The 20,890-nt window shown below is 55.3% G+C and carries 10 protein-coding genes, 2 tRNA genes and 4 rRNA genes; 5 read left to right on the top strand and 11 right to left on the bottom strand.

The annotated features are described in order from the left end of the window. Window positions 1–34: 34 nt before the first annotated feature. Together lapD and lapG are read right to left on the bottom strand one after the other, a co-directional pair. A complete protein-coding gene (gene lapD / locus IH404_RS01505; protein WP_194439699.1) occupies window positions 35–1,987 on the bottom strand; it encodes a cyclic di-GMP receptor LapD in 1,953 nt (650 codons plus the stop codon). Between the two features lie 14 nt (window positions 1,988–2,001). Further along, complete coding sequence (gene lapG, locus IH404_RS01500) at window positions 2,002–2,694, bottom strand: cysteine protease LapG (RefSeq protein WP_005783525.1); 693 nt, start codon at window positions 2,692–2,694, stop codon at window positions 2,002–2,004. Between the two features lie 250 nt (window positions 2,695–2,944). On the opposite strand from lapG, the gene IH404_RS01495 reads away from it, so the two are divergent. The 4 genes from IH404_RS01495 (at window position 2,945) to IH404_RS01480 (ending at window position 9,095) form a co-directional block, all read left to right on the top strand. Further along, window positions 2,945–3,655, top strand: coding sequence for a GntR family transcriptional regulator (locus tag IH404_RS01495; RefSeq protein ID WP_005783523.1), 711 nt, complete (start codon window positions 2,945–2,947; stop codon window positions 3,653–3,655). A 363-nt stretch (window positions 3,656–4,018) separates the two neighbouring features. Continuing rightward, window positions 4,019–4,777, top strand: a complete 759-nt coding sequence (locus IH404_RS01490) for a DUF3050 domain-containing protein (protein WP_005783521.1) — start codon at window positions 4,019–4,021, stop codon at window positions 4,775–4,777. Next, window positions 4,774–5,730, top strand: coding sequence for a diiron oxygenase (locus IH404_RS01485; RefSeq protein ID WP_005783519.1), 957 nt, complete (start codon window positions 4,774–4,776; stop codon window positions 5,728–5,730). Before IH404_RS01490 ends, IH404_RS01485 begins: the two co-directional genes overlap by 4 nt. Further along, a complete protein-coding gene (locus IH404_RS01480; RefSeq protein ID WP_194439697.1) occupies window positions 5,718–9,095 on the top strand; it encodes an amino acid adenylation domain-containing protein in 3,378 nt (1,125 codons plus the stop codon). The genes IH404_RS01485 and IH404_RS01480 overlap by 13 nt, the downstream gene beginning before the upstream one ends. A 79-nt stretch (window positions 9,096–9,174) precedes the next feature. Here IH404_RS01480 and IH404_RS01475 read toward each other — a convergent pair whose 3' ends face one another. From IH404_RS01475 to IH404_RS01435, 9 genes are all read right to left on the bottom strand, one after another. Next, the gene (locus IH404_RS01475) at window positions 9,175–11,055 is read right to left on the bottom strand and encodes a methyl-accepting chemotaxis protein (protein WP_005783516.1); all 1,881 of its coding nucleotides are present in this window, start codon (window positions 11,053–11,055) and stop codon (window positions 9,175–9,177) included. Window positions 11,056–11,328: 273 nt separating this feature from the next. After that, window positions 11,329–11,444, bottom strand: a 5S ribosomal RNA gene (gene rrf, locus IH404_RS01470). Between the two features lie 109 nt (window positions 11,445–11,553). Further along, window positions 11,554–11,669, bottom strand: a 5S ribosomal RNA gene (gene rrf / locus IH404_RS01465). Window positions 11,670–11,826: 157 nt separating this feature from the next. After that, window positions 11,827–14,718 (bottom strand): 23S ribosomal RNA (locus IH404_RS01460). Between the two features lie 247 nt (window positions 14,719–14,965). Then, window positions 14,966–15,041 (bottom strand) — tRNA-Ala (locus IH404_RS01455). 10 nt (window positions 15,042–15,051) lie between these two features. Continuing rightward, window positions 15,052–15,128: transfer RNA gene (locus tag IH404_RS01450), tRNA-Ile, on the bottom strand. Between the two features lie 124 nt (window positions 15,129–15,252). Beyond that, window positions 15,253–16,789 (bottom strand): 16S ribosomal RNA (locus tag IH404_RS01445). The 16S, 23S and 5S rRNA genes sit together here with 2 tRNA genes alongside, the layout of an rRNA operon. A gap of 580 nt (window positions 16,790–17,369) precedes the next feature. Beyond that, window positions 17,370–18,590: a CaiB/BaiF CoA-transferase family protein gene (locus tag IH404_RS01440; RefSeq protein ID WP_194439695.1), complete on the bottom strand. Its 1,221-nt coding sequence runs from the start codon at window positions 18,588–18,590 to the stop codon at window positions 17,370–17,372. 13 nt (window positions 18,591–18,603) lie between these two features. Beyond that, window positions 18,604–19,785 (bottom strand): acyl-CoA dehydrogenase, encoded by a 1,182-nt coding sequence (locus IH404_RS01435; protein ID WP_005783512.1) that lies wholly within the window; start codon window positions 19,783–19,785, stop codon window positions 18,604–18,606. 156 nt (window positions 19,786–19,941) lie between these two features. Here IH404_RS01435 and IH404_RS01430 point away from each other — a divergent pair, with 156 nt between their 5' ends. After that, complete coding sequence (locus IH404_RS01430; protein WP_005783510.1) at window positions 19,942–20,841, top strand: LysR family transcriptional regulator; 900 nt, start codon at window positions 19,942–19,944, stop codon at window positions 20,839–20,841. Window positions 20,842–20,890 lie beyond the last annotated feature (49 nt).

Here is a 20,890-nt window from a genome sequence, read left to right as displayed (position 1 = left end):
GGCAAGCCCCCTCCCACATTTGAATGTCCTGATGTCAGTGTGATTTCCAGGGCGCAGGCTCGCCAAACAGCTGGCCCTGCACACCAAAAATCCCCATCTCGCGAATGACCTTCAGCTCGCCCTCGGTCTCCACACGTTCGGCAATCAACGGCAGATCGATGCTGTGGGCTGCGCGCTGGATGGCTTCGATAAACAGACGCTTGTCACTTTCCTGGTCGATGTCGCGAATGTAGCTGCCATCGATTTTCAGGTAGGCCAGGCCCAGGCGTGCCAGGTTGCCGATCATGCTGAACCGCCCACCAAAACGCTGCAGGCTGAGGGAAAAACCCAGCTCGCGCAGGCGGTGGGTCATCTGTTCCAGCACCGGTTGCTCGGGGAGTTGCTCTTCACCAATCTCCAGGGTGAGGCGTGAGCCCAGGTTGCTGTGCTGGCGCAGCAGGTCATAAATCCGATTCAGGGCCTGGGTATCCTGGAACGTTGCGGCCGAGAGGTTCAGCGCCAGGTTATGGTTGTGGCTGGCCATCTGCTTGAGGACTTGTTCCAGCATCAAACGGTCCAGGCGGGCCGACCAGCCGAAGCGCTCGAGCCACGGCAGAAAGCGCCCGGCCGGTATCGTGTGGCCTTCCTCGTCCTGCAGGCGCGACAGTACTTTGTAATGCAAGACCAATTGTGGGTCCTGGCTGGCGACGACCGGCTGGAAGTACAGCTGGAAGCGCTGCTGGGTCAGGGCCTGGTCCAATAATGTGTGCCAGGCATGGTGATCGTCACCGACGCTGGCGGCGGCGCTGCTGTCCAGGCACACCCAACTGGTATCGCCCTGCGCTTCGGCCTGGGCCAGCGCCTGATCGGCGAGGGTCAGCAGTGCTTGTGGCGCATCGCCATGGCTGAACGGCGCCAGGCCGATATAGGCCACCGGCATCACATCGCTGGCGCCGGTCGCCTGCAAGCTGAGCAAGGTGCTTTCCAGGTTCTGCGCCAATTGCAGCGCTTCTTCACGCATCAGTCCCGGTGCCAGCACAGCGAATTCGCCGCCGCGGATACGGGTAACGAGGTTATGGGTTTCCGGGTACGGCTCGCACTGACGCAGCAGTTGTTGGCCGACCGCTTGCAGCAATTGGTCGGTGCGCTGGCCGCCCAGGCGTTGGTTGAGGCCGGCAAGGTCCTTGACCCGCAGTAGCAGCAAGTAACCGGAGTTGGTGTCTTCCGGGTTACTGACACGGGCGTTGAGCTGCATTTCGAAATAACGCCGGTTAGCGAGGCCGGTGAGGTTGTCCTGATAGGACTCGGTGCGCAGTTTTTCGCTGCGTTCGGCCTGTTCCTGGAACAACGCCTTGAGCTTTTCCACCATCTGGTTCATGGCTTGCACCACTCGCCGCAGTTCCGGCGTGCGAGGCAGGTCGGGCAGGCTGAGGAATTCTCGGCGGGCAATCGCGTGGGACTGTTTGACCATGTAGTCCAACGGCTTCAATTGCCGGCGCAGTAACAGCCCACCGAGCACCACACTGACCGCACCGCACAGCAGTAGCCAGCCCAGGCTACCCAAGGCGCTTTGCCAGAGCTTGGCCAGGGCGAACATTGGATGGCTGACCACTTCGACTCGCGCCGCCTGCTCCCAGCCACGGCTAACCAGCGCATCACCACCTGCCGGCTCCAGGCCGATCAACTTTACGAACCAGTTGGGCACGCCGTTGTTATCAGGAATGCCGCTGCGCTCGACGATGGTTTTATCCGTCGCCAGGTCCACCACACGGATGCTGGCGTAGTAGCCGCTGTCGAAGATCGAGCTGACCAGCAGCTCCACCATGGCTGGGTCGTCGATATTGGGGGTCAACGACAGCGCCAACGCCGTCGCGGCATCCTGAGCATGGGAGCGCAGCTGGTTGACGTATTGGGTGCGCGAGCTTTCCAGGCTGACCATGAAACTGCCGCTGAAGGCGACCACCAGGAACAGACAGATTGCGATCAATAGTTGTTTGAACAGAGACATCCGATCAGTTACTCCTAGTTGGCAGGCTCGGCTGGGAAGCCTTCCGCACGCATTTTTTTCAACACATCCTGCCAGCGCGACAAGCGTTTGGTATCACCGATTTTCTTGTTGCCCTTGGCGCCGGGCAAGTACAAGCCCTCGGCGTTGAATGAATACACCGGGACCAAATCGGTGCGGCGGGTAGCCGGCAGGATTTCGTCCATCAGGCTGTCGAGCACCAGCGGGATAGCGTCAGGCGTCGAATAATAGGTCAGAACCATGTGCGCGCGATTCTGCCGCAAAGCCTTGACGTAGGTAATGCGTAATTTGTCGCTGGACACACCCAGATGACGCAAACTGAAATACTTTGCGATCGCGTAGTCTTCACAGTCACCGGCCCCCTTCCAAAGGGCCTCGACGGGCGTCTCCCAATAATCGACAGCGTGCCAGAGGTCGATGTCTTCCACGTAGGTCATTTGCTTGTTGAAGAACAAATTCACGACCTTGAGCTGCTCCGGCTCGCTGACCTGTTTTTGGCTCGCCAATAGCCGCTGCCAGGCGTCGATACGCTGCTGCCCTTCGCCGAGCGGCCCGTACACGGCGGTAGCCTTGCGGCTGATCTGAGAGAAATCCCAATCGGCACGCAGCCCGCCAAGCATCAAGCCGGCCAACAGAATTGCTGATAACAGCCAGCAAAGAACTCGATAGGGAATAAAACTTACCGCCAAGGCGTTCTGTCCATGAAAGAGACGCAATTTCGAGGAATGGTGAAGCCTGGCCCTACAAAAAACAATGGCACAGTGCAATCATTCATAGGAGGACCGAGTTTATAACCGCCCCTTGTGGGAGACACAAAGTATGCTGTGTAAGCCCTTACAAACGGAAACTTTGGCTGTTTGACAAGCGCTTGGGCCGTCTTTAGTGTGCATTGGATCCAATTGACCACACTATTATTCAAGAAAGGAGGATAGCGTAACCGTGACGCAGAAGCCGAACCCTTTAAGCAGCATCAAAATAAGCGGGCCTATTCCCGCCCATCTTGCTCGCGCCGTCATTGAAGAAACGTTGCGCAACGCCATCCTCGATGGGCGATTACCCTGTGGCACCGCGATGCGCCAGCAGGAACTGGCGAGTCTGTTCGGCGTCAGCCGTATGCCCGTGCGCGAAGCCTTGCGCCAACTGGAGGCGCAATCCCTGCTGCATGTGGTGACCCACAAGGGGGCCGTGGTGGCGCCGTTGATCGAGGACAATTCGGCTGAGACCTATGCACTGCGCATGTTGCTCGAATCTGAAGCCCTGCGCTTGTCGATCCCGTTGCTCAGTGACGCCGACCTTGCCGAGGCCGAGGCCTGTATCAATGCGCTGGAATGTGAGAAAGACTACAGAGAGATTGGCCGCCTCAATCGCCTGTTTCACATGGTCTTGTACGGCAAGGCCCCCAATCAGCGACTGCTCGATCTGGTGGAGCACGGGCTGAATGAAGAGGAACGCTTTCTGCGCTTCAATCTTGAAGCGATGGGATTGGGCGAAACGTCTCAGGAGGATCACCGTGAACTGTTGAGCCTGGTGGCGCAGAAAAAGATCGACGAGAGCATTCTGACGCTGCGTAATCACTTGATGCGCGGTATGGAAGTGATCGCTAACTACCTCAAGGGTCTCGAAAGCGCCGACAAAAAAGTCGCGCAATAGGGCCTTCATTACTCGCTGATCATTACACTATGCGGGGTAACTTTCCATCAGGAAAGTTACCATAATGACAGGCAGTAAAACTTACAAGGCTACTAACACCGAGGAACTCTCCCACACTTAAACAACCCGTTGCTCCTGCAACAGCTTGCGGACAAAACATCTAATACTTTTATAATCCGCCCCTAACGTTTAATCAGCTTATTATCTTCGCCCGACCAACCGCACCCCTTCAATCCACTGGGCACAACTCTATCAAGAGTTGCGCTATCTGCGCGGCCTTGACTAAACGTTACACTTCCAACACAACTAAAAAAATCCCAACACTGCTTTTAGAGCACTTGCAACAACTTATAGGCGTCAACCATGCATCAACATTTTATCGAACAAAGAAAACAAAAACTTTTCGGCCATCCGTTATTTATAGAAATAACCTCACTCGCCAAGTTGCGATACTTTATGGAGCACCATGTATTCGCCGTTTGGGACTTCATGACTCTGACCAAGCGCCTGCAACAAGACCTGACGTGCACTCAAATCCCCTGGCTCCCTCCCGCAGACCCCCACGCTGCCCGCTTGATCAATGAAATTGTGCTGGGCGAGGAATCGGATGAGCATCCAACACGCGGCCATTGCAGTCATTTCGAGCTTTACCTGGACGCCATGACAGAGGTAGGCGCCAACACCGCCGCCATCACACGCCTCATTGATCTGCAGCATCAGGGCGTGGAAGCCAGCGCGGCTTTGCAGATGATCGATGCGCCCCGTGGCGTGGTGCAATTTGTCGACAGCACATTGCAAATCGCGCTCAGTGCGCCCACCCACTGTGTGGCGGCGGCCTTCCTGCATGGACGCGAGAGTGTCATTCCCTCGATGTTTGAAGGCTTGATGCACAGCAACGCGTTCATTGAGCGTGAAACACCTACCTTCTTCCACTACCTCAACCGCCATATCGAAGTGGACAGCCACGACCATGGGCCAGCGGCAGAACAGTTGCTCCAGCGTTTGATCGGCACAGATCCGCTTCGCCAGAAACAAGCCGATAACACCGCCCTTGGCGCCGTGGAGCGCCGTATTATGTTCTGGGACAGTGTGCTGGCTACGCTGCAAGAGGTTCGCCCATGAACGCCGTCAATTACCAATCCTTTGCCGATGATTGGGAGCGTCGCGCTACCATCCGCACACGCCCCCGACGCGTACTGGAAAACGACGGCAAACTCATCTTTCCCCTGTGCCGCCAACCGCTGGTGCTGAGTGCAACTTTCCTTGAACACTGCCCGCAGTGGCGCAACTTCGTGCTGACGCAAAGCTTCTATAAATTCGTCAATGATGTGGTGATCTTCGAAACCGAAATCGTCGACAAGACCGCTCGCAGCATCGCGAAAAACCGCTTCTCCCTGCCCTTCCCACTCGCTTGCCGCTACGACGCGATGACGGTCGTTGTGGACGAGGATTACCACGCGTTGGTCGCGCTGGATTTTCTTCAGCAAGCCGTGGAAATGACCGGGATCGAACCGCTCAATCTACCCGGGCAAATTGAATTGAGCCGCGCGCTACCGGCAGCGCAGGCAAAGGTGCCGGCGCACTTGCACGATGCCGTTGAATTAATCGTCGTGGCCATTGCTGAAAATACCGTTACCCATGATGTGGCAGCGTTCTCAAAAGACGCCAGCGTCAAATCGTCTGTGCGCGGCCTGATGGCCGATCACCTGTTCGATGAGGGCCGTCATGCGCGGTTCTGGGCTCAGTTGGTGCGTATTTACTGGCAGTCGGCAACCCCGCAAGATCGCGACAGCATCGCTCAAGCGCTGCCTGTTTTCCTGGCGCGCTACCTGACCAACGATCTGCAACAAGACTTCGACCTGCAACTGATCGAACACCTGGACATCAGTGCCGATACTCGTCTTGCGCTACGTCATGAAATCCATGCGCTGGATTTTCCCATCACCCACCAACATCCACTGGTGGCCAATATCATGGGGTTGCTGCGCCACAGCGGTGTACTGCAAACGCCCAGCGTCGCCCAGGCATTGAGCGCCTACCTGCCGGTACCAGGGAGGTTGGCATGCGGCGTTTAAAGATCGCGTGGAGTACCTCCAGCAAAGCCCTGGACGAGCTCAAGCAAGTGCTGGAGCAATACGGCCATATCGCAGGAGCAGGGTCTGTCGACCTGATAATCGAAGATGGGGGGCAGCCGCTGCCGCCATTGCCAACCGACGTGCCATGGATAAGCCTGCGCGTGGGTATCGGCCCGCTATCCGAGCACGGGCTGCCCTCGCTGCAGTTGCGCTGCTATGACCGCGAGCGCCGCCTGTTGGCTGTGCAGGGCGTCGCCGAGGAACCCAGCGGCAACGGCCAGCGATTACACCAGCAGGCAACGCACGCATTGGTGGAGTGGGCAGCTTGGTTGGTCTGTGGTTTTTCAAGGGATCCAGGTTATTTCTCTATAGCCGCTACCGCTAACGACTGGCCCGAACAGGGCCTGCAAGGGCTGGAAGCAGTGGCATTCATGCATCGGTTCAACCGCACGACAGACCCGGCCTTACTGCGGGCAGCCCAGATGCCCATGATTGAAGCGCTACAGGCCAGTCTTGAGACCTTCGCGAATCGAACAGCGTTGAATATCGCGGGGGGCATGCTGACTTATCAGCAACTTCATCGCCATGCCATAGCGATCCAGCAACGCCTGCTTCCCTTGCTGGGAGGCGTGCAAGCACCACGGGTGATCGGCGTGTGCCTGGAAAAATCCACCGAGCTGTATGCAAGTATTCTTGCGGTGCTGGGTTGCGGCTGTGTGTATTTGCCGTTGGCCCCGGATCACCCGGTGCAGCGTCAGCGCAGCATGTTGGAAAGCCTCCAGGCCTTTGTGCTGCTGGATAACGGTCATCATCCTTTGCGAGATGGCTTCGCGTCCCTTGATGTCAGCCAAATCGCTGTGCACGACGTCGACGCGATACAACCGCTGATGCGCCATCACCCCCTTGCCGACGAGCCTTGCATGGCCTTGTTCACGTCGGGGACCACCGGCCAGCCCAAGTGTGTACTCCTGAGCCACTACAATCTGGCGCATTTCAGCGCGTGGCTCACAACCTGTGTGGGGTTGGATCAACACAGTCGCGTCCTGCAGTTTTCGCCACTGGGCTTCGACTCGTCATTGATCGATATTTTCCCGGCCTTGATCGCCGGCGCTGAATTGATTGTCCCCAGCGCAGATCAACGTCACGACCCTCACCAACTGGTAGAGCTGATTCGCCAGCAACGCATCAGTCATGGATTTCTGCCACCGGCGCTGCTCAGCATTCTGCCGCTGGATAAGCCACTGGGCCTTACTCACTTGCTGACCGGCGGCGATTTCTGCGAGCCCTATGTGATCGAACAACTGGCGGGGCAATGCCAGTTGCATAACCTTTATGGGCCCACCGAGACCACAGTGTTGGCAACACACCGGGTATTCCAACAAGGTGATAGCCATCGCAACATCGGCTACCCCATCGCCAACAGCCAGGTGTTAATCCTCGACGAAAACCTGCAACCGGTGGATGAACAGGTCACGGGCGATTTGTACATTGCCGGTCCAGGCGTCAGCCTCGGCTATTGGAATGCACCGCCGCAACCCGACAGTCCATTCGTTACGCTGAGGCTGCCGAATGGACAGGTTCTCAAGGCTTACCGCAGCGGCGATTTGGCGAAATGGACGCAAGATGGCATCGAGCTCGGCGGGCGTCGGGATGATCAAGTCAAGATCCGTGGCTTTAGAGTCGAGCCTCAGGAGATTGAGCAGTGCCTGCGCGACAGTCGATTGTTTCGCCAAGTGGCAGTGGTGATCGATCCGACGCACAGAGTCATAGGTTTTGCCGCCCAGCCCGAACCCGGCGCTACGCTGCAGAGCCTGAAGGAACATGCCCGGCAGTGGTTGCCTGTACATATGCAGCCGGTCGCCTGGAGCGAGTTGGCCTGTATGCCCGGTACGAGTAACGGCAAGGTCGATCGGAAGGCATTATTGGCCCTGCCAATATCCACGCTGGCCGGGGCGACTCGCAACCCTGTACAAACACCTCTGCAGGAACAGTTGGTGGACTTATGGGCAGAGTTGTTGGCCTTATCCGCAGGCGAAATTTCGATCGATGACAGTTTCTTCAACCTCGGCGGCCACTCCATCCTGTTGTCGAGCCTATTGTTGCGCCTGCGTGAGCAGTTTGGTCGTAGCTTCTGCCTGAGCCCCTTTTTCGAGACACCGACCATCCGCACGTTGGCCGCACTGATGGACGGCGGGGCGCTGCCTGATACCCCTACCCACCGGATGGAAAAAGATGCAGCAAGAATGCTGGGGATCGAGGTGCTGCCTGATACCCGCATGGGTGACCCACGCAAAGCGATCGTCACCGGGGCGAACAGTTTTGTCGGGGTACATATCGTCCAAGCGCTACTGGCCGGCGGGGCGCTGGAAGTAGCGTGTCTGGTGCGGGAACTGCCCGGGCATTCAGCGGCGGCGCGATTCACCCAGGCACTGCGGGAATACCGCCTGGAACATTTGGACCTGAGCCGAGTGCGGGTGTATGCCGCTGACATGCGCGAACCCCGCCTGGGCTTGGCCGGCAATGTGTATGACTATCTTGCCCGTCATTATGGTGTGCTGGTGCATAACGCCGCACAGGTCAATCATGTACTGGATTATGCGTCACTCGCCAGAGACAACGTCGAGCCGGTGTTTGAGTGCCTGCGCCTCTGCGAGACCCACTGTAAGAAGGTCCTTAACTTCATCTCGACGCTGTCGGCCTGCAGCAGCGTGGACGCCGATGGGCACGTCCTTGAATCGCCCGCCGGGCGCGCGCAGCCGCTGTATGTGAAAAATGGCTACAACCTCTCGAAATGGGTAGCTGAGCGATTGCTGGGAAGGGCCGTCGAACAAGGGGCCTGGGTCAATATTCATCGGCCGGGAAATATCAGTTTCAACAGTCAGAGCGGCGTCTGCCAACCGCAGAAGAACCGCCTGATGCTGATGCTCAAGGGGTCTCTGCAATTGGGGCTGGTCCCCCGGTTGGAGGTGAACTTCGATCTGATGCCGGTGGATTTCCTGGCTGGCTTCATAGCCTTCCACAGCGCCCAATTTGCCTTTGGGCGAAACGTGTTCAACCTGCACAACCCACAGCCCTTGAGCTGGGATAAGTACCTCGACGCATTCAGCCAGGCCGGGCACGCCTTCGACCGGGTAAGCGTTGAAGACTGGCAGCAGGCGCTGCGAACGGTTGGCCGTGATAACGCGTTGTTCGGTGTGCTGGGTTTCTACCTGGACGAACTGGACGAAGACATCGGCGATACGTCGATGATCCGTTACGACAATGCCCGATGGGGTCTGGAAAGAATGGGTATGGACTATCCGTCAAAGAGCCCGGCGCTGTTACGCAAAGGCTGTGATTACCTCAGGGCCATCAGCTTCCTCTGAACGGCTTCAGAAATCGCCGACGAAACTACTGCGTCAATCAGCATTCGGAGCGAGAGGCCTCGCTCCGATGCAGACAGGATCAGATCTTGAAGCTATCGACCAATTGCTTCAATCGACTGGCCTGCTGGGACAGTGCATCGCAGTCTTTGAGCGTCTCGTTGAGGTTGGCCACACCCTGCTGGTTCAACAGGTTGATCTGGTTGATGTCGACGTTGAGGGTTTCAACGACAGCGGTCTGCTCTTCGGTGGCAGCTGCAACCGACTGGTTCATTCCATCAATCTCAACGATACGCTGCGTCACGCTGATCAGGCGCTCACCCGCCTGGTTGGCCACTTCAACGCTTTCTTCGCTGGAAGTCTGGCTGGCATTCATGGTGGTCACCGCTTCACGCGAGCCCACCTGCAACGAAGTGATCATCTTGTGGATCTCCTCTGCCGACTCTTGGGTACGGTGTGCCAGGTTGCGCACTTCATCTGCCACTACGGCGAACCCACGCCCGGCTTCGCCAGCACGGGCGGCTTCAATTGCCGCATTGAGGGCGAGCAAGTTGGTCTGCTGGGAAATGCCTTTGATCACATCCAGAATATGCCCGATGTTGTCGGTACTGGCGTTAAGGGTTTCGATCTGAGTGCAGGACAGACTGATCTTCTGCGACAGCTCTGACATCGCCAGGATGGTTTGCTCAACCACCTTGCGGCCATCGTCAGCCTGTTCGCTGGCACCGCTGGCATGCTGCGAAGCATCTGCTGCATTGCGGGCGATTTCCTGGGTGGCAGCGCCCAGTTCGTTGATGGCCGCAGCTACGCTGTTGGTACGCGCACTCTGTTCGTCGGAACCGATGATCGAAGCATTGGACGATGCCATCACGCGCTGGGACAAATCATGCACCTGACGCGTTGCCGAAGACACCTCGGAAATCGAGGCGTGGATGCGTTCGACGAATTGATTGAATGCACTGCCGACTTCGCCGAATTCGTCTTTGCTGGTCACTGCGAGTCGTCGGGTCAAATCGCCTTCGCCTTGGGCGATGTCTTGCATGGCGACGCCCATGGTGGTCAACGGACGCAGCAACACTTGAATCAACAGGCTCAAGAGCACGGCAATGGCCACAACGGCGATCAGCATTGCAATCAAAGCCGAGGTACGGAACTTGCCCAGCGGGGCGTAGGCTTTTTCTTTATCAATGGATAGACCGATGTACCAGTCGGCGCCGGGCAAACCGCTGATAGGCGTGAACGAAAGAATACGATCCTGGCCATTGAGAACAACGTCCTGGTTGAGCTTCTCGATGCGCACGTTGGTGCCAGGGTAGATGTCCTTGAGATTTTTCATCACCTGGTCCTGGTCAGGGCTCACGATGACCTGACCATCGCCACTGACCAGAAACGCATGGCCAATGCCGCCGAAGTCTACCGAGTTGATGATCTTCACCAGGGTTTGCAGGCTAAGGTCACCCCCAACAACACCCAACAGTTCGCCGTTCTTCTTCACCGGCATGGCAATTGTCACGATCTGACCGCCTACAGCCGCCATATAAGGCGGGGTAAGCATTGTTTTGTCTGCAGCTACTGCCTGCTTGTACCAAGGGCGCTGACGAGGGTCATAGTCGTCAGGCATCTTCGCGTCAGGGCGTTGTGTAAATACGCCATTGGTTTGGCCCACGTAGGTGAACTGGAAGTTGGAGGTAAACGCTGGCTGATCCACCAACCCGGGAAGATCGACGGCACTGCCTTGATGGGCAACGTTCTGCGCCAGGTTCTCGAGGACCAGGATGCGACCACTGAGCCAGTTCTGCACACTGCTGGCGGTAAGCTCGCCGGATTGCTCGATAGACGAGGCCAGGTTTTGCCTGATCGTGCTGCGTTGCAGGTAGTCGTTGTAGAGGGTGAATAACGCGAAGGCTAAAACCACGACGCCTGACGCGGCCAACAGAATTTTATGACTGAACTTGAGATTCATTTCATCGACTTCTTTTTGCCAAAGGGGGGTGAGCGTGCCGAGTAGAACATTCCATGTAACGGGATAGGCGGACTCTGCGGTCGCTCTATTTCGGTGCACGCATGGCTCGTCAGGCTTTCGGCCAAACATCGGCAAAGCTTAGAAATTTGTGTGAAGCATCTTCTTTTTACGTAGGAAACCGACAGGCGGTAGCTGAAGGCGGGAGGGTGTGAAATAGAGCCTTAAACGACAAAACCCCTGTCTGCGTTAGCAGACAGGGGTTTCGGAATTCAATCTTGACGATGACCTACTCTCACATGGGGAAACCCCACACTACCATCGGCGATGCATCGTTTCACTGCTGAGTTCGGGATGGGATCAGGTGGTTCCAATGCTCTATGGTCGTCAAGAAATTCTGTGTACCAGACCGTTGCGTTGGCAACGTGCCGGTGAAATTCATGAGCTTCTACATAAACAAAACCCCTGTTTGCGTTAGCAAACAGGGGTTTCGGAATTTAATCTTGACGATGACCTACTCTCACATGGGGAAACCCCACACTACCATCGGCGATGCATCGTTTCACTGCTGAGTTCGGGATGGGATCAGGTGGTTCCAATGCTCTATGGTCGTCAAGAAATTCGGGTACTGAGTCGCGACCAGTTGGTCTCGCTTCAGCAAATTGGGTATGTGACAGCTTTCGGTGTTTTGTGAGCGTCGAACTTTCGGTTCATCTTCGTCTTCACACACCGCAATCTGATGCTCTTTCGAGAAACAAATTGCTTGGGTGTTATATGGTCAAGCCTCACGGGCAATTAGTATTGGTTAGCTCAACGCCTCACAGCGCTTACACACCCAACCTATCAACGTCGTAGTCTTCGACGGCCCTTCAGGGAACTCAAGGTTCCAGTGAGATCTCATCTTGAGGCTAGTTTCCCGCTTAGATGCTTTCAGCGGTTATCTATTCCGAACATAGCTACCCGGCAATGCCACTGGCGTGACAACCGGAACACCAGAGGTTCGTCCACTCCGGTCCTCTCGTACTAGGAGCAGCCCCTCTCAAATCTCAAACGTCCACGGCAGATAGGGACCGAACTGTCTCACGACGTTCTAAACCCAGCTCGCGTACCACTTTAAATGGCGAACAGCCATACCCTTGGGACCGGCTTCAGCCCCAGGATGTGATGAGCCGACATCGAGGTGCCAAACACCGCCGTCGATATGAACTCTTGGGCGGTATCAGCCTGTTATCCCCGGAGTACCTTTTATCCGTTGAGCGATGGCCCTTCCATACAGAACCACCGGATCACTAAGACCTACTTTCGTACCTGCTCGACGTGTCTGTCTCGCAGTCAAGCGCGCTTTTGCCTTTATACTCTACGACCGATTTCCGACCGGTCTGAGCGCACCTTCGTACTCCTCCGTTACTCTTTAGGAGGAGACCGCCCCAGTCAAACTACCCACCATACACTGTCCTCGATCCGGATAACGGACCTGAGTTAGAACCTCAAAGTTGCCAGGGTGGTATTTCAAGGTTGGCTCCACGCAGACTGGCGTCCACGCTTCAAAGCCTCCCACCTATCCTACACAAGCAAATTCAAAGTCCAGTGCAAAGCTATAGTAAAGGTTCACGGGGTCTTTCCGTCTAGCCGCGGATACACTGCATCTTCACAGCGATTTCAATTTCACTGAGTCTCGGGTGGAGACAGCGCCGCCATCGTTACGCCATTCGTGCAGGTCGGAACTTACCCGACAAGGAATTTCGCTACCTTAGGACCGTTATAGTTACGGCCGCCGTTTACCGGGGCTTCGATCAAGAGCTTCGCGTTAGCTAACCCCATCAATTAACCTTCCGGCACCGGGCAGGCGTCACACCCTATACGTCCACTTTCGTGTTTGCAGAGTGCTGTGTTTTTAATAAACAGTCGCAGCGGCCTGGTATCTTCGACCGGCATGAGCTTACGGAGCAAGTCCTTCACCCTCACCGGCGCACCTTCTCCCGAAGTTACGGTGCCATTTTGCCTAGTTCCTTCACCCGAGTTCTCTCAAGCGCCTTGGTATTCTCTACCCAACCACCTGTGTCGGTTTGGGGTACGGTTCCTGGTTACCTGAAGCTTAGAAGCTTTTCTTGGAAGCATGGCATCAACCACTTCGTTAACTAAAAGTTAACTCGTCATCAGCTCTCGGCCTTAGAATCCCGGATTTACCTAAGATTCCAGCCTACCACCTTAAACTTGGACAACCAACGCCAAGCTGGCCTAGCCTTCTCCGTCCCTCCATCGCAATAACCAGAAGTACAGGAATATTAACCTGTTTTCCATCGACTACGCTTTTCAGCCTCGCCTTAGGGACCGACTAACCCTGCGTCGATTAACGTTGCGCAGGAAACCTTGGTCTTTCGGCGTGGGTGTTTTTCACACCCATTGTCGTTACTCATGTCAGCATTCGCACTTCTGATACCTCCAGCAAGCTTCTCAACTCACCTTCACAGGCTTACAGAACGCTCCTCTACCGCATCACTTACGTGATACCCGTAGCTTCGGTGTATGGTTTGAGCCCCGTTACATCTTCCGCGCAGGCCGACTCGACTAGTGAGCTATTACGCTTTCTTTAAAGGGTGGCTGCTTCTAAGCCAACCTCCTAGCTGTCTAAGCCTTCCCACATCGTTTCCCACTTAACCATAACTTTGGGACCTTAGCTGACGGTCTGGGTTGTTTCCCTTTTCACGACGGACGTTAGCACCCGCCGTGTGTCTCCCATGCTCGGCACTTGTAGGTATTCGGAGTTTGCATCGGTTTGGTAAGTCGGGATGACCCCCTAGCCGAAACAGTGCTCTACCCCCTACAGTGATACATGAGGCGCTACCTAAATAGCTTTCGAGGAGAACCAGCTATCTCCGAGCTTGATTAGCCTTTCACTCCGATCCACAGGTCATCCGCTAACTTTTCAACGGTAGTCGGTTCGGTCCTCCAGTTAGTGTTACCCAACCTTCAACCTGCCCATGGATAGATCGCCCGGTTTCGGGTCTATTCCCAGCGACTAGACGCCCTATTAAGACTCGCTTTCGCTACGCCTCCCCTATTCGGTTAAGCTCGCCACTGAAAATAAGTCGCTGACCCATTATACAAAAGGTACGCAGTCACCCAACAAAGTGGGCTCCCACTGCTTGTACGCATACGGTTTCAGGATCTATTTCACTCCCCTCTCCGGGGTTCTTTTCGCCTTTCCCTCACGGTACTAGTTCACTATCGGTCAGTCAGTAGTATTTAGCCTTGGAGGATGGTCCCCCCATATTCAGACAAAGTTTCTCGTGCTCCGTCCTACTCGATTTCATGACTAAGAGATTTTCGCGTACAGGGCTATCACCCACTATGGCCGCACTTTCCAGAGCGTTCCGCTAATCTCAAAGCCACTTAAGGGCTAGTCCCCGTTCGCTCGCCACTACTAAGGGAATCTCGGTTGATTTCTTTTCCTCAGGGTACTTAGATGTTTCAGTTCCCCTGGTTCGCCTCTTGCACCTATGTATTCAGTACAAGATAACCATCTTATGATGGCTGGGTTCCCCCATTCAGACATCTCCGGATCAAAGTCTGTTTGCCGACTCCCCGAAGCTTTTCGCAGGCTACCACGTCTTTCATCGCCTCTGACTGCCAAGGCATCCACCGTATGCGCTTCTTCACTTGACCATATAACCCCAAGCAATCTGGTTATACTGTGAAGACAACATTCGCCGAAAATTCGAATTTCTCGATTAAGAGAACTCACAAATTTTACCTTAGCCTGATCCGTTACCAGTGAAAGTAACGTTCAGTCTATCTTTCTATCACATACCCAAATTTTTAAAGAACGAACTAGTCAAAGACTAGAAATCAACATTCACCATCACAACGATGGAATGCTCATTTCTAAGCTTTATACAAACAGAAGCAGTAGTGGTGGAGCCAAACGGGATCGAACCGTTGACCTCCTGCGTGCAAGGCAGGCGCTCTCCCAGCTGAGCTATGGCCCCATAACAAAATTGGTGGGTCTGGGCAGATTCGAACTGCCGACCTCACCCTTATCAGGGGTGCGCTCTAACCAACTGAGCTACAGACCCAATTTCGAGCGCGTAACTGATTAGCTAAGAGCTATCAGCTTGGAGCTTAAAGCTGCTTCTATCGTCTTCTTCAATGAATCAAGCAATTCGTGTGGGAACTTATGGAGCAGCTGATGTCGTCGATTAAGGAGGTGATCCAGCCGCAGGTTCCCCTACGGCTACCTTGTTACGACTTCACCCCAGTCATGAATCACACCGTGGTAACCGTCCTCCCGAAGGTTAGACTAGCTACTTCTGGTGCAACCCACTCCCATGGTGTGACGGGCGGTGTGTACAAGGCCCGGGAACGTATTCACCGCGACATTCTGATTCGCGATTACTAGCGATTCCGACTTCACGCAGTCGAGTTGCAGACTGCGATCCGGACTACGATCGGTTTTGTGGGATTAGCTCCACCTCGCGGCTTGGCAACCCTCTGTACCGACCATTGTAGCACGTGTGTAGCCCAGGCCGTAAGGGCCATGATGACTTGACGTCATCCCCACCTTCCTCCGGTTTGTCACCGGCAGTCTCCTTAGAGTGCCCACCATTACGTGCTGGTAACTAAGGACAAGGGTTGCGCTCGTTACGGGACTTAACCCAACATCTCACGACACGAGCTGACGACAGCCATGCAGCACCTGTCTCAATGTTCCCGAAGGCACCAATCTATCTCTAGAAAGTTCATTGGATGTCAAGGCCTGGTAAGGTTCTTCGCGTTGCTTCGAATTAAACCACATGCTCCACCGCTTGTGCGGGCCCCCGTCAATTCATTTGAGTTTTAACCTTGCGGCCGTACTCCCCAGGCGGTCAACTTAATGCGTTAGCTGCGCCACTAAAAGCTCAAGGCTTCCAACGGCTAGTTGACATCGTTTACGGCGTGGACTACCAGGGTATCTAATCCTGTTTGCTCCCCACGCTTTCGCACCTCAGTGTCAGTATTAGTCCAGGTGGTCGCCTTCGCCACTGGTGTTCCTTCCTATATCTACGCATTTCACCGCTACACAGGAAATTCCACCACCCTCTACCATACTCTAGTCAGTCAGTTTTGAATGCAGTTCCCAGGTTGAGCCCGGGGATTTCACATCCAACTTAACAAACCACCTACGCGCGCTTTACGCCCAGTAATTCCGATTAACGCTTGCACCCTCTGTATTACCGCGGCTGCTGGCACAGAGTTAGCCGGTGCTTATTCTGTCGGTAACGTCAAAATTGCAGAGTATTAATCTACAACCCTTCCTCCCAACTTAAAGTGCTTTACAATCCGAAGACCTTCTTCACACACGCGGCATGGCTGGATCAGGCTTTCGCCCATTGTCCAATATTCCCCACTGCTGCCTCCCGTAGGAGTCTGGACCGTGTCTCAGTTCCAGTGTGACTGATCATCCTCTCAGACCAGTTACGGATCGTCGCCTTGGTGAGCCATTACCCCACCAACTAGCTAATCCGACCTAGGCTCATCTGATAGCGCAAGGCCCGAAGGTCCCCTGCTTTCTCCCGTAGGACGTATGCGGTATTAGCGTCCGTTTCCGAACGTTATCCCCCACTACCAGGCAGATTCCTAGGCATTACTCACCCGTCCGCCGCTCTCAAGAGAAGCAAGCTTCTCTCTACCGCTCGACTTGCATGTGTTAGGCCTGCCGCCAGCGTTCAATCTGAGCCATGATCAAACTCTTCAGTACAAACATCTTTGGGTTTTTAAGAAACCCTAAACTTGGCTCAGCAATCGTTGGTTACATCTTTGATTTCTCGCGGAGCAACTTGTGATGCTGATAATCTTGTTGACTATCAGTCTGACTCCACAAGCACCCACACGAATTGCTTGATTCAGTTGTTAAAGAGCGGTTGGTTAAGATCTTTCGTCTCAACCGAGGCGCGCATTCTACAGCAGCCTCATTTGCTGTCAAGTGATTATTTTCAGAAGCTTTCGAAGATTTCTTCAACAACTTCAACCACTTGCGCTTAAGATCTCTCCGAAGCGGGAGGCGAATTCTACAGCGTTACACGCTGCTGTCAACACCTCTTTTTCAACTTCCTTTTGGCTTCGATGAACTGAAGCAACCTACTGCCGAAAACTACGTAACTCATTGTTTACCAAGGAGTTTTCCGTTTCGACTGCGCCGGAAGTGGGGCGAATTATAGGCTTCCAGAATCTGCCGTCAACTCTTAATTCCGCTTTTCTATCAATTAGTTAGAATTGATTAGAAAACCACCACCACTTATAGGAACGCCATGATTTCCCTCTATATAGAAGGAAATCATTCAGACGATACCCGCCTCCTTCAACGCAGCCACATTAGCTGCCCCTAGCCCCAAAATCCCCTGCAGCACCTGAAGCGTGTGCTCCCCCAGGAGAGGTGGTGCATTTCGATATTCCACTGGCGTCTTGGACAAGCGTATCGGGCTGGCCACCTGAGGCACCATCCCCGCCAGCGCATGGGGAAGCTCCATCGCCAGGCCGCGCGCCTTGACCTGAGGATCGGAGAAAACTTGCGCCAGATCATTGATCGGTCCACAGGGCACGCCCACTCTCTCCAATTGCGACACCCACTCAGCCGTTGTCTTGAAGACAGTCGCCTGGCGGATCAACGGAATCAGTGCAGCACGGTTGGCCACTCGCGCCTGGTTAGTGGCGAAACGCGGGTCATCCCCCCATTGCGGCTGCCCAGCAACTTCAGCGAACTTGCGGAACTGGCCGTCATTACCCACCGTCAGGATGAAATCACCATCAGCCGTAGGAAAATCCTGATACGGCACGATGTTCGGATGCGCATTGCCCAGGCGTTTTGGCGACACTCCGGTGGTCAGGTAATTCATCGCCTGATTAGCCAGGCAAGCCACCTGCACATCCAGCAGCGCCATATCGATATGTTGCCCACCGCCATCATGATCGCGGTGAGCCAACGCTGCCAGGATCGCGACGGTCGAATAGAGCCCCGTGAGAATATCGGTCAATGCCACACCGACTTTCACCGGTCCTGCGCCCTCATCACCTTCAGGCCGGCCGGTCAGGCTCATCAACCCACCCAGCCCTTGAATCATGAAGTCGTAGCCGGCACGCGCTGCATAAGGCCCCGTCTGCCCAAAGCCCGTGATCGAGCAGTAGATCAACTCAGGATTTATCTCCTTGAGCGACTCGTAATCCAGCCCATAAGCCGCTAGACCACCGACTTTGAAGTTCTCGATCAGGATGTCCGACTTGGCCGCCAGATCACGCACCAGTTTCTGCCCTTCAGGCTTAGTGAAGTCGATGGTCACCGATTCTTTATTTCGGTTAGCGGACAGATAGTACGCCGCCTCACTGGTATTTTCGCCGTATGCGTCCTTGAGGAAGGGCGGCCCCCAGGCGCGCGTGTCATCACCGCTGCCTGGCCTTTCGACCTTGATCACCTCGGCCCCAAGGTCCGCAAGAATCTGCCCGGACCAAGGGCCCGCCAGTACACGCGATAAATCCAGTACCCGCAGGTGGGAAAGCGCGCCCATGTCCGTGCTCCTATTAATAGAACGCCTGAAGACCGGTCTGTGCGCGCCCAAGAATCAAGGCATGCACGTCGTGGGTTCCCTCATAGGTATTGACCACTTCGAGGTTGACCAGGTGGCGCGCCACCCCGAACTCGTCGGAGATGCCGTTGCCGCCCAACATATCGCGGGCCATGCGGGCGATGTCCAGGGACTTGCCACACGAGTTACGCTTCATGATCGATGTAATCTCGACCGCTGCGGTCCCCTCGTCTTTCATCCGCCCCAGACGTAGGCACCCTTGCAGAGCCAAGGTGATCTCGGTCTGCATATCGGCCAGCTTCTTCTGGATCAACTGCGTTGCGGCCAATGGCCGACCAAACTGCTGACGATCCAGGGTGTACTGACGCGCGGTATGCCAGCAGAACTCAGCAGCCCCCAACGCCCCCCAGGAGATACCGTAGCGCGCCGAATTCAGGCAAGTAAAAGGCCCCTTCAAGCCACGTACATCCGGAAAAATGTTCTCGTCCGGCACAAACACGTTATCCATGACAATTTCGCCGGTAATGGACGCTCGCAAGCCGACCTTGCCGTGAATCGCCGGGGCGCTAAGGCCCTTCCAACCTTTTTCCAGGACGAAACCACGGATATCGCCTGCATCATCTTTGCCCCACACCACAAACACGTCGGCTATCGGGCTGTTGGTGATCCACATCTTCGCGCCGGTCAGGCTGTAGCCGCCATCTACCTTTCGCGCACGGGTAATCATCGCGCCCGGATCAGAACCATGGTTGGGTTCGGTGAGCCCGAAACAGCCAATCCATTCGCCGGACGCCAATTTCGGCAAGTATTTTTGTTTTTGCGCCTCGGTGCCGAACTCATTGATCGGCACCATGACCAGTGACGACTGAACACTCATCATCGAACGATAGCCGGAGTCGACACGCTCCACCTCACGCGCAATCAGCCCGTAGCTGACGTAGTTCAAGCCGCTGCCACCGTATTGCTCCGGAATCATCGCGCCCAGCAAACCGGTTTCTCCCATCTCACGGAAGATAGCGGGATCAGTCTTTTCATGACGGAAGGCTTCGAGCACGCGAGGGGCCAACTTGTCCTGAGCAAACTGCTCGGCACTGTCACGCACCATGCGCTCCTCTTCAGTGAGCTGTTGATCCAGCAGCAGTGGATCGATCCAGTTGAAGCTTGCCTTGCCAGCCATGAATAAGTCCTCGCGGATAAAAACGGAAGTCGTGATTCAGACTAGGCCGGCCACGCGCAGAGGGCAAACGAGGTTTCTGCATAGGGTTGTGCTAATTTCTCACTCCGTAATACTCGAAAAGCCCATAAATGCGCCTTATCTGTGAGGGCAACGTACATGCGCAGAAAAATCCCTAGCACCACCGCGCTTATCAGCTTCGAAGCGGCAGCCCGTCACGAAAGCTTCACCAAGGCGGCACAGGAGCTTTCCATCACCCAAGGCGCCATCTGTCGACAGATCGCCAGCCTTGAGGAGTTTTTAAGTGTCGAACTGTTTCGCCGATCGCGTCGAGGGGTGAAGCTGACAGAGGCAGGGCTCTCTTACAGCCGCAGAGTTGCTACACAGCTGGACGCCGTAGAGCGCGACACCCTCTCGGTCATGGGTCAGCAGGGCACCAACGCCATCGAGTTGGCGGTGGTACCGACCTTCGGCACGCAATGGCTGATTCCACGCCTCAAGGACTTTCAGGACCGGCACCCGGAGGTGACCGTGAATCTGACCAATCGGACACGCCCGTTCCTGTTCGCCGACACTGCGTTCGACGCCGCGATCTACTTCGGCGATGCCGATTGGTCCGGCACAGAGTCACACCGGCTGATGGGAGAAAACCCTGTCCCGGTGTGCAGTCCACACTTACTTGGAGGCCGCGCGCACTTAACTCCTCAAGAGATCGCCGAATTACCGCTGCTACAGCAGACAACACGCCCCTATGCCTGGCGTCAGTGGTTCAACGCGCAACAGCTGAGCCTGCCGCGCGACATGACAGGCCCTCGATACGAGCTATTCTCGATGTTGTCCCAAGCGGCTATGCATGACATGGGCATCGCACTCATACCTCCCTTCCTCATCCAGCGCGAGCTGAAGGAGCAGCGACTGGTGATTGCGAGCACCGAAACGCTAAGCAGCGAAAAGGCGTACTACCTCATGATTCCCGATAAAAAAGTCGAATCGGCCTCGCTACACGCATTCAAGGACTGGCTGATTGAACAATCAAAGCGCTACAACCCCGGCATTTAAAGGATAAAGCTAACTTGCTGACCCTGTAGTCAGGTTATTTTTAATCCTA

The organism is Pseudomonas sp. OST1909 (assembly GCF_015277575.1).
GTDB lineage: Bacteria > Pseudomonadota > Gammaproteobacteria > Pseudomonadales > Pseudomonadaceae > Aquipseudomonas > Aquipseudomonas synxantha_A.
Note: the sequence above shows the minus strand (reverse complement) of the source record. Positions and strands in the feature narration are given on the sequence as shown.